Origin of the sequence: Ancylobacter tetraedralis, from assembly GCF_014195655.1 — a bacterium.
GTDB classification, from domain to species: Bacteria; Pseudomonadota; Alphaproteobacteria; order Rhizobiales; family Xanthobacteraceae; genus Ancylobacter; species Ancylobacter tetraedralis.
This window is the reverse complement of record NZ_JACICD010000005.1, coordinates 108559-121289: the sequence shown is the minus strand read 5'-3', so window position 1 is coordinate 121289 and position 12731 is coordinate 108559. Positions and strand designations below refer to the sequence as shown.

The window sequence follows — 12731 nt, the reverse complement described above, 5'->3', positions numbered from 1 at the left end:
CAATGCGCTCCCGGCATGGCGTTTCTACGCATGGGCCGCCTCGGCGGCGGCGCGCGCCTCCAGCGAGCGCAGGCGGCGGCGCAGGATTTCGTTGCGCATCGCCGCCATGTGCAGCGCTAGCATGAGAAGGGTGAAGCCGAGCGCGCAGATCATCAGCGGCCAGAGCATGCTCGAATCGATGGTCGATCCGCCCATGCGGAACACCGAGGCCGGCTGGTGCAGCGTGTTCCACCAGTCGACCGAGAACTTGACGATCGGCACGTTGACGAAGCCCACCAGCGTCAGCACCGCCACGGCGCGACCCGCCTGGCTGGCATCCTCAATGGCCGAGCGTAGCGCCAGCAGGCCGAGATAGAGCAGCAGCAGCACCAGCATGGAGGTGAGCCGGGCATCCCACACCCAGTAGGTCCCCCACATCGGCCTTCCCCACAGCGAGCCGGTGATGAGGCACAGGAAGGCGAACACCGCCCCGATGGGCGCCAGCGCCTTGTGCGAGACATCGGCCAGCGGATGGCGCCACGCGAGGATGCCGATCGCCGAAAGCGCCAGCAGCGTGTAGCCGAACATGGCGAGCCAGGCGAAGGGCACGTGGATATACATGATCTTCACCGTCTCGCCCTGCTGGTAGTCCGCCGGGGCGCGGAAGGCGAGAATGAAGCCGATGGCGAGGGCCAGCACGGCGGCGCCGGCGAGCCACGGCAGTACCCGCCCGGAAAGGGCGAGGAAGCGGGTGGGGTTGGCAAGGTCCATGAGCGCCATGGGCCGGTTCTAATCCGCCCTTGGAGGCGCGGCAACACGCGCGGCCTGCGTCACAATGCGGATGGGGCCACAGGATAGTCACAAGTGGCGGATTGAAGAGGGCCGACACGATTCGTCAGGGGAGTGGAGTACGCATGGCACCGTCGACCGCCGCTAGAATCGCCGGCCTCGCCCTGGGCGGCCTCACCCTTTTCCTGCACGCACCGGCGCAGGCGCGGTCGGAGAATGAGCAGATGATGCTGCTCGAACCTTCCGAGCGCATCGAGCAGCGGTGCAACGCCCGCGCCATGGGTGAAGTGGGCCGCACCAACAAGGGCATGAAGCCCGATGAACTGGTCGCCTATGCCTATCGCGATCCGGTGGTGAAGGGCTGGCGCATCAAGGCGCCGGGCGCCGCCGTCCGCAGCGGCAACATCTGGTATCACCTGTCCTACGAGTGCGAGACCGAGCATGACGGGCTGGATGTGAAGACCTTCAGCTACAAGCTCGGCGCGGCCATCCCGACCTCCGAATGGAGCGGCCACTATCTCGTGGGTCAGTGAAGGGCGCCGCGCGCTTCACTGAAACCAGTGTTTCACCAGGATTTGAGCGCGCGCAGGGTCGGCGTCTTCTTGTCGAGATGGCCGGCCATGCGCCCGAGCAGCCGGTCCAGCAGGTCGATCGCCTCGATCACCGCCGGCCCCTTGTTCAGCATCACGCATTCGGCCCGCGCCGCCATGGCGGCATCGGTCATCTCACCGCGCGAGGGGATGCCGTCTCGCACCAGATCCTCCAGCACCTGGGTCGCCCAGATCGCCGGCACGGCGGCCGCCTCGCAGATCCACAGGAGTTCCTCCTGCATCTCGGCGAGCCGCTCGAATCCGATTTCCGCCGCGAGGTCGCCGCGCGCGATCATCACGCTGAAGGGCCCGCTGCGCGCGGCGCGGGCGATGAGGTCCGGCAGGTTCCGCACCGCCTCCGGCCGCTCGATCTTGGCCATCAGGCCGAGCGGGCGGCCCTCGCGGTCGTTGCGCCCGTGGCGGGCGATCGCCGCGTCCAGCAGGTCGAGATCCTGCGCGCGGCTGACGAAGGAATAGCCGAGCATGTCGGCGCACTCGAGCACGGTGGCGAGGTCGGCATCGTCCTTGGCGGTGAGCGGAGAGAGGCCGAGCGGGGTGTCGGGCAGGTTGATGCCCTTTTCCGGCTTCAGCTTGGTGCCCTGGGCGCGGGCATGGACGATGCGGATGACCGCCTCGCCATCGCCAACGCTCTCGACCACGCCCGACACCTTGCCGTCGTCATAGAGCACCCGGTCGCCGACGCGCAGGCGCGTGACGATTTCCGGCAGCGACACGGCGGCGGCGAAATCGACGCCGCTGCCGGTGCGCGGCGCGCCCTCGGCGACGAGGCGGACTAGGTCGCCGGTCATCAGCTTGCCGGAGGGCTTGCCCTTCTTGCTCACCGGCAGCACCGCGCCGGTGCGGATCTTCGGGCCGGCAATGTCCATCAGCACGGTGATGGGGCGCCCCAGCGCCGCGCCGGCGGCACGCACATGCGCGGCCATGGCCCGCCAGGCCTCGGCATCGTCATGCGCGCAGTTGATGCGGGCGACGTCCATGCCGTGGCGGGCGAGGTTCATCACATAGTCCGGGTCGCCCGCGGCCTCGCTCGGCAGCGTCACCATGATGCGCGTGTAGCGATCCGCCGGCTCGGGGCCGAAGCTGGTCGCGCTCGCGCCATCGAGCCGCGCCTCGCCGGCGAAGAAGGTCGCGCCATCCGGGGCGGGGAAGGGGGCCGGGCGGCCGGCGAGGGTGGCAAGCGCGGCGATCACGGCATCCAGCGTCGGCAGGACGCGGCTTTCCAGCCGGCCGAGCGAGGACAGGCCGCGCCGCATCAACTGGCGCTGCAGGTCGCGCAGGTCATGGTGACGCAGGCTGAGATAGTGGGCGAGATTGACGAGGGCGGGCTCCTCGCGTTCCGCCGCCGCCGCGAACCGGGCGGCGAGCGGCGCGGCGCCCTTGAGGACGGCGGCGCGCAGCGCGAGGACGGCATCGAGCAGCGCGGCATCGTCGAGTTCGCCCGCCGGGAGGGTGAAGGACGGTGCCAGATCCTGAACGTTCATCGCCTGAAAGCCTCCTGCGCGTGAGAGCGCCAAGCTAGGCAGACGATGTTACGTGCCCGTGACCGGGAGCTGTTGACGCAGGTCACGCGGGGCACGCCGCGGGTGGCTGCAAAGCACGGCTAACCCAAGATGCGATCGAGGCCGCGGCTCGTCATTCCGAGGCAGGCGACTGGCCGCGCCGGTGGATGACGGCCCGATGATAGGTGGTGGGCTGGCCGTTGGCGCCGCGATTGCGGTTCACCTGGCCTTCCTGGCTGAGCCTGTCGAGGGTTTCCTTGATGTCTTTTTCCATATCCTTCGCATAGGCCTCGGATACCGCCTCGACGGTCAGGCCGCCGCGCGAGCGGCCCACGATCGCCAATACCCGTTCTTCCAGATCCATGGTGCTCTCCCTGCGTCGTCGTGAATCACGCTAGCATGCCGGGGTCAAGATTGGGTTAGGCTGGCGCGATCGAACAAGGTCCCGCGCAGGCGGGAGCGCCCGTTTCTTGACTCGGCGGTCCTGTCGCAGTAAAGCCCGGGCATCCTCGCATAGTCGCGAGCCGACCCGCCGCCCGGGACCCGAGCCCGGAGGTTAACGCCCGACAGCGCGATGCGCCCTCGGGCGCGTTCGGCATTGCGTGTCTTTCCGCGGGGACATGGAGCTGAGCGAACGCATGTTCGATTCATTGAGCGACCGCCTTGGCGGCATACTCGACCGGCTGAAGCGACGCGGCGCCCTCACCGAGGCCGACGTGAACGAGGCCATGCGCGAGGTGCGCCGCGCGCTCATCGAGGCCGACGTGGCGCTCGACGTGGTGCGCTCCTTCACCGACCGGGTGCGCACGCGCGCCGTGGGCGCCGAGGTGATCAAGTCGATCACCCCCGGCCAGATGGTGGTGAAGATCGTCCATGACGAACTCATCGCCATGCTCGGCTCCGACGCCAAGCCGATCGACCTCGATGCCGCCCCGCCGGTGCCGGTGCTGATGGTCGGCCTGCAGGGCTCGGGCAAGACCACCTCCACCGCCAAGATCGCCAAGCGCCTCACCGAGCGGTCGAACCGCAAGGTTCTGATGGCCTCGCTCGACACCCGCCGCCCGGCGGCGATGGAGCAGCTGGCCACGCTCGGCAAGCAGGTGAACGTCGCCACCCTGCCGATCGTCGCCGGGCAGTCCGCCGTGCAGATCGCCCGCCGCGCCATGGAGGCTGCCCGTCTCGGCGGCTATGACGTGGTGATGCTCGACACCGCCGGCCGCGTCACGCTCGACGAGGCGCTGATGGCCGAGGTGGCGGAGGTGAAGGCGGCGACCCAGCCGCATGAAGTCATTCTCGTCGCCGACAGCCTCACCGGCCAGGATGCCGTGACCACCGCCAAGGCCTTCGACGAGCGCGTCGGCCTCACCGGCATCGTGCTGACCCGTGCCGATGGCGACGGGCGCGGCGGTGCCGCGCTCTCCATGCGCGCCGTCACCGGCAAGCCGATCAAGCTCATCGGCACCGGCGAGAAGATGGACGCGCTGGAGGATTTCGATCCCCGCCGCGTCGCCGGGCGTATTCTCGGCATGGGCGACGTGGTGTCGCTGGTCGAGAAGGCGGTCGAGAATATCGACGCCGAAAAGGCGATGGCCGCCGCCGAGCGCATGCGCAAGGGGCAGTTCGATCTGGAGGACCTGCGCATGCAGCTCGACCAGATGGAGAAGCTCGGCGGTCTCGGCGGGCTGATGGGCATGCTGCCCGGCGTCGGCAAGATGAAGAACCAGCTTGCCGCTTCCGGCATGAATGACGGTGTGATCAAGCGCCAGAAGGCCATCATCGATTCGATGACCCGCAAGGAGCGCCGCAACCCGAAGCTGATGGACGGCTCGCGCCGCAAGCGCATCGCCGCCGGCTCCGGCACCAAGGTGGAAGAGGTCAACCGCCTGATGAAGATGCACCGCCAGATGGCGGACATGATGAAGGCGATGGGCGCCAACGCGGCCGGCAAGCGCGGCGGCCCGATGGCGGGGCTGGCCTCGATGTTCGGCCTCGGCGGGGGGGGCGGCATGCCCAGCCCCGAGCAGCTCAAGCAGATGGCCGAGAAGATGCCCAGCGGCGGCGCCTCCGGCCCCGGCGGGCTGCCGAACCTGCCGCCGAACTTCCCCGGCAACCTGCCGGGCGGCTTCCCCGGTCTTGGCAAGCCGGGTGGCTTTCCCGGCCTGCCCGGCTTTGGCAAGGGGCCGAAGAAGAAGTGAGACTTTGAACATCCGTCAGCCCGGACGGTGCCTCAAGCGCCGATCCGGGATCGTTCTCCGCCTTGGGCGGCATGCGATCCCGGATCGGCGTTCGAGACGCCTTCTTCATCCGGGATGACGGCCGGCACCGAAAAACAGAACAGACACACTGAAAGGAAGACCTATGTCCCTCAAGATCCGTCTCGCCCGTGGCGGCGCCAAGAAGCGTCCCTATTACCGCATCGTCGTCGCCGATTCGCGCTCCCCGCGCGATGGCCGCTTCATCGAGAAGATCGGCACCTTCGATCCGCTGAAGCCCAAGGACGCCGCCGACCGCTTCACCCTCGACGTCGAGAAGGCCAAGGCCTGGCTCGCCAAGGGCGCCCAGCCGACCGACCGCGTCGCCCGCTTCCTCGACAGCCTCGAGCTGGTGAAGCGCGCCGCCCGCAACAACCCGGAGAAGGCCGTGCCCGGCAAGAAGGCGCAGGAGCGCGCCGCCGAAGCCGCCAAGGCCGCCGAAGCTGCCGCCGCGGCCGCTGCCTCCGCCGAGTGAGGCTCTTTTCGCCGGGGTGTCGGTCCGTTGGGGATCGACGCCTGAGGCGAAATCTTTGCTGGATCCCGGATCGGCGCTCCGCCTGCGGCGGCGCTGGTCCGGGAAACGATTGCGACGCCTGTGTCCCGGATCCGCTGCGCCTTGCGCCATGCCGATCCGGGATCCACGGGTGACTGGCGCCGCAGGCGCTGCATTTCCTCCCGCTGCGAGAGCCGAATGCCGAATGACCGCGTCATGCTTGCCCGCATCGGCGCCCCGCACGGGGTGAAGGGCGAAGTGCGGCTGTTCATCTTCGCGCAGGATCCCGACGCGCTCGCCGCTTACGGCCCGCTGACCGACGAGAGCGGCACGCGCGTCTTCCGCATCAAGACGATGCGGCCGGCGAAGGAGCATTTCGTCGCCCGCATCGAGGGCGTCGACACCCGCGAGCAGGCCGAGGCGCTGACCCATACCGGCCTTCATGTCGCGCGCAGCCTTCTGCCTCCGCCCGATGACGCCGACGATTTCTACCATTCCGATCTCATCGGACTCAATGCGATGACGCTGGAGGGCGCGCCCTTCGGCAAGGTCGTGGCGGTGCATGATTTCGGCGCCGGCGATATTCTGGAGATCGTGCCCGAGGGCGGCGGCAAGACCGTGATGTTGCCCTTCACCCGCGCGGTGGTACCGAGCGTGGACGTGAAGGGTGGGCTCGTGGTGGTCGATCCCGGCGAATGGGCGCGCGAGGAGGCCCCGCCTCCCGAGGCGGACCAGAGCTAGGCGCGGCACATGTGGCGCGCCTCGGTTCTCACCATTTTTCCCGAGATGTTCCCCGGCCCGCTCGGCGTCTCGCTTGCCGGGCGCGCGCTCGGGCAGGGCGCCTGGGGCCTTGAGACCGTCGACCCGCGCAGCCACGCCACCGACCGTCACCGCTCGGTGGACGACACCCCGGCCGGCGGCGGGCCGGGCATGGTGATGCGCGTGGATGTGCTGGCCCGCGCCATCGATGCCGCGGCCCCCGCGGGCGACGCCCGTCCGCGCCTTCTCATGACCCCGCGCGGCGCCCCGCTGACGCAGGCCCGCGTGCGCGAACTGGCGGCGGGGGAGGGTGTCGTCATTGTCTGCGGCCGCTTCGAGGGTGTCGACGACCGGCTGGTCGCGGCGCGCGGGCTGGAAGAGGTCTCGGTCGGCGACGTGGTGCTCTCGGGCGGGGAGATCGGGGCGCTGGTGCTGCTCGATGCCTGCGTGCGGCTGCTGCCGGGGGTGATGGGTCATCCCGAATCCGGTACCGAGGAGAGCTTTTCGGCCGGGCTGCTGGAATATCCGCAATATACGCGGCCGCCGAGCTTCGAGGGGCTGGAGATCCCGGCCATCCTCACCTCCGGCGACCATGCCAAGGTGGCGCGCTGGCGCCGCGAGCAGGCGGAGGCGGCCACGCGGGCGCGGCGGCCGGACCTGTGGGCGGCCTATGCCGCCGCGCATGACCGTTCTGCGACGAAGAAGGCATGACAAGCGGTGCGACTTCGCGTATAGGGCGCGCCATCACTACCAACTGACAACAGCAAGATGCGAACGGCAAAGGCCGATTTCGCCTGAGGTGATAAAATGGTTGATATTATCCGCGAGCTCGACCTTGAGCAGGCCGCCAAGCTTTCCGAAATCCGGGCCATTCCCGATTTCCAGCCGGGCGATACCGTCATCGTCAATGTGAAGGTGAAGGAAGGCGAGCGCACCCGCGTTCAGGCCTATGAAGGCGTCGTGATCGCGCGCTCCGGCGGCGGCATCAACGAGAACTTCACCGTCCGCAAGATTTCCTATGGCGAGGGTGTCGAGCGCGTTTTCCCGCTCTTCTCGCCGAACATCGACAGCCTGAAGGTTGTCCGCCGCGGCAAGGTGCGCCGCGCCAAGCTCTATTACCTGCGCGATCGTCGCGGCAAGGCCGCCCGCATCACCGAGCGCCAGGACAAGAACGCCGCCAGCCGCAAGAAGGGCGCGCCGGCCGCCGCCGAGTGATCGCCGGTTTCTGACATGGGCTGACGACAAGGCCGGGGCATGCCCCGGCCTTTTTGTTTGTCGGGATGGCCCCGCGACGGGCGCGTGGCGGCGGCTCGCGCGCCGTCAGCAATCCTTGATGTGCCGCACGCGGGTATTGGTCTGCTGCTCGACAATCAGCGTGCCATCGCCGAGAAAGGCCGCCTGCATCACGGTGGCGAAGTCGGGCTTGCGCAGCGGGCAGGTGATGAACGCCGCCTCGCGGATGGCCGGTTTCGCCTGCACCGTCACCTCAACGCGATTGCGGTTTTCAACCGAAGCAACGAGCGCGCCGATGGCGGCCAGAATCAGAGCGATATCGGTTGCGCGCATGGGCGGCTCCAGACGTGTGGAAGCAGCGTAACGCAGCGTCATCTATCGCGCTACATATCAATGACGTAGCGGCATTTGTGGAAGTAGCCGCCGCAAGCAGCGGAAATCATTCCGTAATACATTATTTCACTAAGGGGCCCGTGATCTTGCGGGAGCCCACGGGCATTCCCATCTCTCAGCTCCGCATCTGATCGTCCCGGGGCGCGACCGATTGCCGCCCGATTGTTCGCGGCGATGAGACTTGCTAGAAGAGTTCCATGATCAGCATGCCGGACATCAAGGCAGGGGCGAGCCGGGACGCGGAGCATTCCGCGGCTTGCGGTGGCGTGCGCCCGGAAGTCCGCCGTCGCCTGCCGACCACCATCGGCTTTGCCGCCGTGCCGGACCATGTCCGCCTGCCGTCGCGCTTTTTCGGCCGCTTCACCGCCAGCGCGGTCGCGGGGCTTAGCTGAGCGCGGCCCGGGGCGATCGCGCCCCCGGCCGCGCCTGCGAGCCAGGTGATTGCACACCGGACGGCTTGCGAGCCCCGTCATGACACCCTCCTTCAAGAGACGCCGACATGAGCACGTCTGCCCCCCGTACCCTGTACGACAAGATTTTCGAGGACCACGTTGTTGAACAGCAGGAAGATGGGACCTGCCTGCTCTATATCGACCGCCATCTCGTGCATGAGGTGACCAGCCCGCAGGCCTTCGAAGGGTTGCGCCTCGCCGGACGCCGCGTGCACGCGCCCACCAAGACGCTGGCGGTGGTCGACCACAACGTGCCCACCACCGACCGCCGCTTCGGCATCGACGATCCGGAAAGCCGTACCCAGGTCGAGACGCTGGCCGAGAACGCGCGCGATTTCGGCATCGAGTATTTCAACGAGCTCGACCGGCGCCAGGGCATCGTCCACGTCATCGGCCCGGAGCAGGGCTTCACCCTGCCGGGCACGACCATCGTGTGTGGCGACAGCCACACCTCGACGCATGGCGCGTTCGGCGCGCTCGCGCAGGGTATCGGCACTTCGGAGGTCGAGCATGTGCTGGCCACCCAGACGTTGATCCAGCGCAAGGCCCGGAACATGCGCGTCAGCGTCGACGGCACGCTCCCCGAGGGCGTGACCGCCAAGGACGTGACGCTCGCCATCATCGGTGCCACCGGCACCGCCGGCGGCACCGGCCATGTCATCGAATATTCCGGCGAGGTGTTTCGCAACCTGACGATGGAAGGCCGCATGACGGTCTGCAACATGTCCATCGAAGGCGGCGCGCGGGCCGGCATGATCGCGCCCGACGAGACCACCTATGCCTATGTGAAGGACCGCCCGCGCGCGCCGAAGGGCGCGGCCTGGGAGGCCGCGCTGCGCTACTGGGACACGCTGCGCACGGATGACGGCGCTTTCTTCGACAAGGAAATTCGGCTCGACGGCTCGGCTCTGCCGCCCATCGTCTCCTGGGGCACCAGCCCGGAGGATGTCATCTCGGTCGAGGGGCTGGTTCCCGATCCCGAACTGATCGAGGACGAGGGCCGGCGCGACGCCAAGAAGCGGGCGCTCGCCTATATGGGGCTGACGCCGGGCACCAGGATCACCGACATCACCATCGACAAGGTGTTCATCGGGTCCTGCACCAATGCCCGCATCGAGGATCTGCGCGCGGCGGCGAAGGTGATCGCCGGCCACACGGTGCGCGAGGGCGTATCGGGCATGGTGGTGCCGGGCTCGGGCCTGGTGAAGCTGCAGGCCGAGGCCGAGGGGCTCGACGCCATCTTCCGGGCGGCGGGATTCGACTGGCGCGAGCCGGGCTGCTCCATGTGCCTGGGCATGAATGCCGACAAGATCGGCCCCGGGCAGCGCTGCGCCTCCACCTCGAACCGCAATTTCGAGGGGCGGCAGGGCCATAAGGCGCGCACGCATCTCGTTTCGCCGGCCATGGCGGCGGCGGCGGCCATTGCCGGCCGCTTCGTCGACATCCGCCAGTGGCCCTATTCGCGCTGATCGGATGGACGCGGCCCGGCTCCTTGAGGCACCGGGCCGCGTCGCCGGCCGTTGCTCCGCCGCAGCTGTCCTCGCGGGCATAGTGGCAATGGCCGCGCGTTCCGAGCTGCACGACCCGGTCGAAGCCGTTCGGCCCGGCGTCGTCGCGAAACACGTCACAGGGTGCAAAGGCGTAGCCCGAACGGAAGAGTTGAAAGCCGCAATGGCCAGAAACGCCGTGGAAGGCATCGTGGACATGAAGGGCGTGGGCCACGAACCGCGGGCTGCCATCGCCCTGCGCGTGGAACGCCGGGGCGGTATGGAATCCGCCGTGGAATTCGCCGCTGTCCAGGTGCTCGCCGAAACCCTCGCCCATATGGCCGCCACCGCCGCCGAAACCATGCGCGGAAGCCGCGCCGGCACCGACACCGACGAGAGAAAGCGCGAGACGCTCGGCCTTCAGCGCTCGGGCCGCGCGAGACGTGATTGTGGTCACCCTCGCCGTCGTTCAGTAAATTCAGCAGGACGTCGCCCACGGGGGAGGTGGGGACGTCGGCGCAGGCAGCCAGCCCTTCTGACGCTGCCTGACGGGTGGAGAAACATGCGAGTTGGAAAGGGGATGGCATGAGCCGCTCGCCCTTCGAGCCTTCGCCGGATGACGACCCCATGGAAATGTGGGGCCGGCGGATCGGCCGTGGGCTGGCCGTCGTGGCGTGCCTCGTGCTGGCCTATTACCTCCTGACGACCTATGTCCGGCTACCGGGATGAGCAATGGCGGCCTCGGGGCCGCACGGCGCGGGTGAGCCTATGGGAAGCCGATGACACAACGCGAGATCGGCGTTCTCGCGCGGGTGCTCGCGGGCCATTTCCAGCCGTCATATTTGCGGAGGGTTCAGGCTTTATACCGCCTTCCACGGGTGCCATGTCGATGCGTTTTCCGTCCGCACTGGGATGCGCCGGAGTTTAGCCGCGAAGACGTGATGCTGTGTCTGCGCCAGCAACGGGGGCGGCCGGCGGAACATGCTTACAATCCGATCGGCGGAATCGTCCGACAGGCAGGCGCTCGCGTCTTTTCTGGCGCAGAACTTCCTGTCCGAGCCGAGCATGCAGGCTATTTTCGCCATACCCGGAGGTTTGCCGCCCGGAGCCTTGCCTCTCGGAGCCTTGCCGCCCGAAGCCTTGCAGGTCTGGTTCGTGGCCGCGCTCTCGGTGTGGACAAGTGGAGCCCCCAATCAGGCCATAATCGCGCAGCAGGACGGCAGCATCGTCGGCGCCATCATCTTGTCGGGCCGCGAAAAGCTGAGTCTCGCCGTCGCCTGGGGCTGGTTCTGGACGATCGGCTTGGGCTGCGGCCTGAAGGTGGTCTTTCGATCGCTCATGGCCGAATGGCAGCGCCGCGGTAGCTGGCCGACGAAAAAGCCCATCGTCATCGAGTTCGTCGCAGTTCTGGCGGAGCATCGAGGTCGCGGGATTGCCTCGCAACTCTTCGCCGAGGCCCATAAGCAGGGCACGGAATTCTGGCTGGAAACCACGCTCGACCAGAACGTTGTCATATTCGAGCGTCTCGGCTACCGAGTCGTTTCCGATCATTCGGCGCTCGGCTGCCGCCATTTCGCGATGATGTTCAGCAAGAGCTGATGAGCGGCGCCCCGATTCTCGCGGGCCCGCTGAGGATAATCCCCCACAGGCGGAGGCTGAACGGATGAGCGCTGACGGAGGACGGCCAGCGGCCGAGTGGCTGAAGCTGAGCGCGCCGACACTGGCCGAAATGGAGGCGATGGCGCTGGACGCCTATGCGCGGCTGCCCGAGGCCTTCCGCGCCATGTGCGGCAATCTGGTCGTGCGGGTGGAGGATTTCCCCACCGACGACGTGCTGGAGGAAATGGAGGCGGAAACCCCGTTCGACCTGCTCGGCCTCTTCCAGGGCATCGGCCTCGCGCAGGGCTACGAGACTGCCGCCGGCATGCTGCCGAACATGATCTTCCTCTACCGCCGGCCCATTCTCGACTACTGGGCCGAGCACGAGGACACGCTGGGCGATGTCGTGACGCATGTGCTGGTGCACGAGATCGGCCATCATTTCGGGCTGTCGGACGAGGACATGGAGCGGCTGGAGGAGCAGGCGGATACGTAGGCCACCCGATTGGCAAGGGCGTCTTTCCTTGATTAGAATAAATCTAACTAAGGAGACGCGTGTCATGTCGCTATCGGTCGCCCCCACGACGCTCACCCATCACTACCCCCTGTCGCTGCGCGCCCTGCACTGGCTGACCGTCGTGGCGATCCTCATCGTGTACGGCGTTACCTATACCGAGCCGCTCTTCGAGCGCGGTTCGCTGGGGCGCACGCTGGTGTGGTGGACCCACATATCGGTGGGGCTGCTCGTCCTGGCCTTCGTCGTGCTGCGCGTCGTGTTCCGCGCGGTCGGTCCCGTGCCGCCGCCATCGGCGGCGCTGTCGCGGCCGGTTCACCTCGCCTCGGTCGCGGTTCACGTGCTGCTCTACGCGCTGCTCGTCGTCACGCCGCTCGTGGGCATCTATCTCGCCTTCCTGCGCGGCAACGAGGTGTCGTTCTTCAGCCTGTTCACGATTGCCTCGCCCATCCCCGTCGATCGCACGGCGGCGCGGCAGGTGCAGGAAATTCACGAATGGCTGGCCAATGGGCTGGTCCTGCTCGCGCTGGTCCATGCGCTGGCGGCCTTCGCGCACCATTTCCTCCTCAAGGACGACGTGCTGCGCCGCATGTTGCCCCGGCACTGATGCAGGGAAAGCTGGGCATCGGGCCGGCGCGTTGGTATTGAGGGCGGGAAAATCTCCGGGGCCT

The 12731-nt window shown here is 67.8% G+C and carries 15 protein-coding genes and 1 pseudogene; 12 read left to right on the top strand and 4 right to left on the bottom strand.

Annotation, left to right across the window (positions count from 1 at the left end):
* Positions 1-24: 24 nt before the first annotated feature.
* Entirely contained in the window at positions 25-759 is a 735-nt protein-coding gene (locus tag FHS55_RS14150; RefSeq protein WP_183190420.1) for a heme ABC transporter permease, read from the bottom strand.
* Positions 760-893: 134 nt separating this feature from the next.
* On the opposite strand from FHS55_RS14150, the gene FHS55_RS14145 reads away from it, so the two are divergent.
* Complete coding sequence (locus FHS55_RS14145) at positions 894-1301, top strand: DUF930 domain-containing protein (protein WP_246340158.1); 408 nt, start codon at positions 894-896, stop codon at positions 1299-1301.
* A gap of 32 nt (positions 1302-1333) precedes the next feature.
* Here FHS55_RS14145 and FHS55_RS14140 read toward each other — a convergent pair whose 3' ends face one another.
* Both FHS55_RS14140 and FHS55_RS14135 read right to left on the bottom strand, forming a co-directional pair.
* On the bottom strand, positions 1334-2860 hold the full coding sequence (locus tag FHS55_RS14140; RefSeq protein WP_183190419.1) for a pyruvate kinase: 1527 nt from the start codon (positions 2858-2860) through the stop codon (positions 1334-1336).
* A 151-nt stretch (positions 2861-3011) separates the two neighbouring features.
* Positions 3012-3254, bottom strand: a pseudogene (locus tag FHS55_RS14135) (DUF5805 domain-containing protein); the annotation flags it as partial.
* A 262-nt stretch (positions 3255-3516) separates the two neighbouring features.
* Here FHS55_RS14135 and ffh point away from each other — a divergent pair.
* From ffh to rplS, 5 genes are all read left to right on the top strand, one after another.
* A complete protein-coding gene (gene ffh / locus FHS55_RS14130; RefSeq protein WP_183190417.1) occupies positions 3517-5073 on the top strand; it encodes a signal recognition particle protein in 1557 nt (518 codons plus the stop codon).
* Between the two features lie 163 nt (positions 5074-5236).
* Positions 5237-5605 carry a 30S ribosomal protein S16 gene (rpsP, locus tag FHS55_RS14125; RefSeq protein WP_183190416.1) on the top strand — a complete coding sequence of 123 codons (369 nt, stop codon included), beginning with the start codon at positions 5237-5239 and terminating at the stop codon, positions 5603-5605.
* Positions 5606-5821: 216 nt separating this feature from the next.
* On the top strand, positions 5822-6364 hold the full coding sequence (rimM, locus tag FHS55_RS14120; RefSeq protein WP_183190415.1) for a ribosome maturation factor RimM: 543 nt from the start codon (positions 5822-5824) through the stop codon (positions 6362-6364).
* Between the two features lie 9 nt (positions 6365-6373).
* Entirely contained in the window at positions 6374-7093 is a 720-nt protein-coding gene (trmD, locus tag FHS55_RS14115) for a tRNA (guanosine(37)-N1)-methyltransferase TrmD (RefSeq protein WP_183190414.1), read from the top strand.
* Positions 7094-7189: 96 nt separating this feature from the next.
* On the top strand, positions 7190-7597 hold the full coding sequence (gene rplS / locus FHS55_RS14110) for a 50S ribosomal protein L19 (RefSeq protein ID WP_210286996.1): 408 nt from the start codon (positions 7190-7192) through the stop codon (positions 7595-7597).
* Positions 7598-7702: 105 nt separating this feature from the next.
* Here the strand turns inward: rplS and FHS55_RS14105 are convergent, their stop codons facing one another.
* Complete coding sequence (locus tag FHS55_RS14105) at positions 7703-7990, bottom strand: hypothetical protein (protein ID WP_246340156.1); 288 nt, start codon at positions 7988-7990, stop codon at positions 7703-7705.
* 215 nt (positions 7991-8205) lie between these two features.
* On the opposite strand from FHS55_RS14105, the gene FHS55_RS14100 reads away from it, so the two are divergent.
* The 6 genes from FHS55_RS14100 (at position 8206) to FHS55_RS14075 (ending at position 12667) form a co-directional block, all read left to right on the top strand.
* Entirely contained in the window at positions 8206-8400 is a 195-nt protein-coding gene (locus FHS55_RS14100; RefSeq protein WP_246340155.1) for a hypothetical protein, read from the top strand.
* 107 nt (positions 8401-8507) lie between these two features.
* A complete protein-coding gene (gene leuC, locus FHS55_RS14095; RefSeq protein WP_183190413.1) occupies positions 8508-9929 on the top strand; it encodes a 3-isopropylmalate dehydratase large subunit in 1422 nt (473 codons plus the stop codon).
* Between the two features lie 603 nt (positions 9930-10532).
* Entirely contained in the window at positions 10533-10676 is a 144-nt protein-coding gene (locus FHS55_RS14090; protein ID WP_183190412.1) for a hypothetical protein, read from the top strand.
* Positions 10677-10928: 252 nt separating this feature from the next.
* Positions 10929-11546 carry a GNAT family N-acetyltransferase gene (locus FHS55_RS14085; RefSeq protein ID WP_183190411.1) on the top strand — a complete coding sequence of 206 codons (618 nt, stop codon included), beginning with the start codon at positions 10929-10931 and terminating at the stop codon, positions 11544-11546.
* 64 nt (positions 11547-11610) lie between these two features.
* Positions 11611-12042, top strand: coding sequence for a metallopeptidase family protein (locus FHS55_RS14080; RefSeq protein WP_183190410.1), 432 nt, complete (start codon positions 11611-11613; stop codon positions 12040-12042).
* Positions 12043-12106: 64 nt separating this feature from the next.
* Positions 12107-12667, top strand: a complete 561-nt coding sequence (locus FHS55_RS14075) for a cytochrome b (protein ID WP_183190409.1) — start codon at positions 12107-12109, stop codon at positions 12665-12667.
* The last annotated feature ends 64 nt before the right edge of the window (positions 12668-12731 follow it).

Bases quoted from the DNA above. Each gene is read 5' to 3' on its own strand.
- FHS55_RS14150 (WP_183190420.1), bottom strand. From the start codon at position 759: ATGGCGCTCATGGACCTTGCCAACCCCACCCGCTTCCTCGCCCTTTCC.
- FHS55_RS14145 (WP_246340158.1), top strand. From the start codon at position 894: ATGGCACCGTCGACCGCCGCTAGAATCGCCGGCCTCGCCCTGGGCGGC.
- FHS55_RS14140 (WP_183190419.1), bottom strand. From the start codon at position 2,860: ATGAACGTTCAGGATCTGGCACCGTCCTTCACCCTCCCGGCGGGCGAA.
- ffh (WP_183190417.1), top strand. From the start codon at position 3,517: ATGTTCGATTCATTGAGCGACCGCCTTGGCGGCATACTCGACCGGCTG.
- rpsP (WP_183190416.1), top strand. From the start codon at position 5,237: ATGTCCCTCAAGATCCGTCTCGCCCGTGGCGGCGCCAAGAAGCGTCCC.
- rimM (WP_183190415.1), top strand. From the start codon at position 5,822: ATGCCGAATGACCGCGTCATGCTTGCCCGCATCGGCGCCCCGCACGGG.
- trmD (WP_183190414.1), top strand. From the start codon at position 6,374: ATGTGGCGCGCCTCGGTTCTCACCATTTTTCCCGAGATGTTCCCCGGC.
- rplS (WP_210286996.1), top strand. From the start codon at position 7,190: ATGGTTGATATTATCCGCGAGCTCGACCTTGAGCAGGCCGCCAAGCTT.
- FHS55_RS14105 (WP_246340156.1), bottom strand. From the start codon at position 7,990: ATGACGCTGCGTTACGCTGCTTCCACACGTCTGGAGCCGCCCATGCGC.
- FHS55_RS14100 (WP_246340155.1), top strand. From the start codon at position 8,206: ATGATCAGCATGCCGGACATCAAGGCAGGGGCGAGCCGGGACGCGGAG.
- leuC (WP_183190413.1), top strand. From the start codon at position 8,508: ATGAGCACGTCTGCCCCCCGTACCCTGTACGACAAGATTTTCGAGGAC.
- FHS55_RS14090 (WP_183190412.1), top strand. From the start codon at position 10,533: ATGAGCCGCTCGCCCTTCGAGCCTTCGCCGGATGACGACCCCATGGAA.
- FHS55_RS14085 (WP_183190411.1), top strand. From the start codon at position 10,929: ATGCTTACAATCCGATCGGCGGAATCGTCCGACAGGCAGGCGCTCGCG.
- FHS55_RS14080 (WP_183190410.1), top strand. From the start codon at position 11,611: ATGAGCGCTGACGGAGGACGGCCAGCGGCCGAGTGGCTGAAGCTGAGC.
- FHS55_RS14075 (WP_183190409.1), top strand. From the start codon at position 12,107: ATGTCGCTATCGGTCGCCCCCACGACGCTCACCCATCACTACCCCCTG.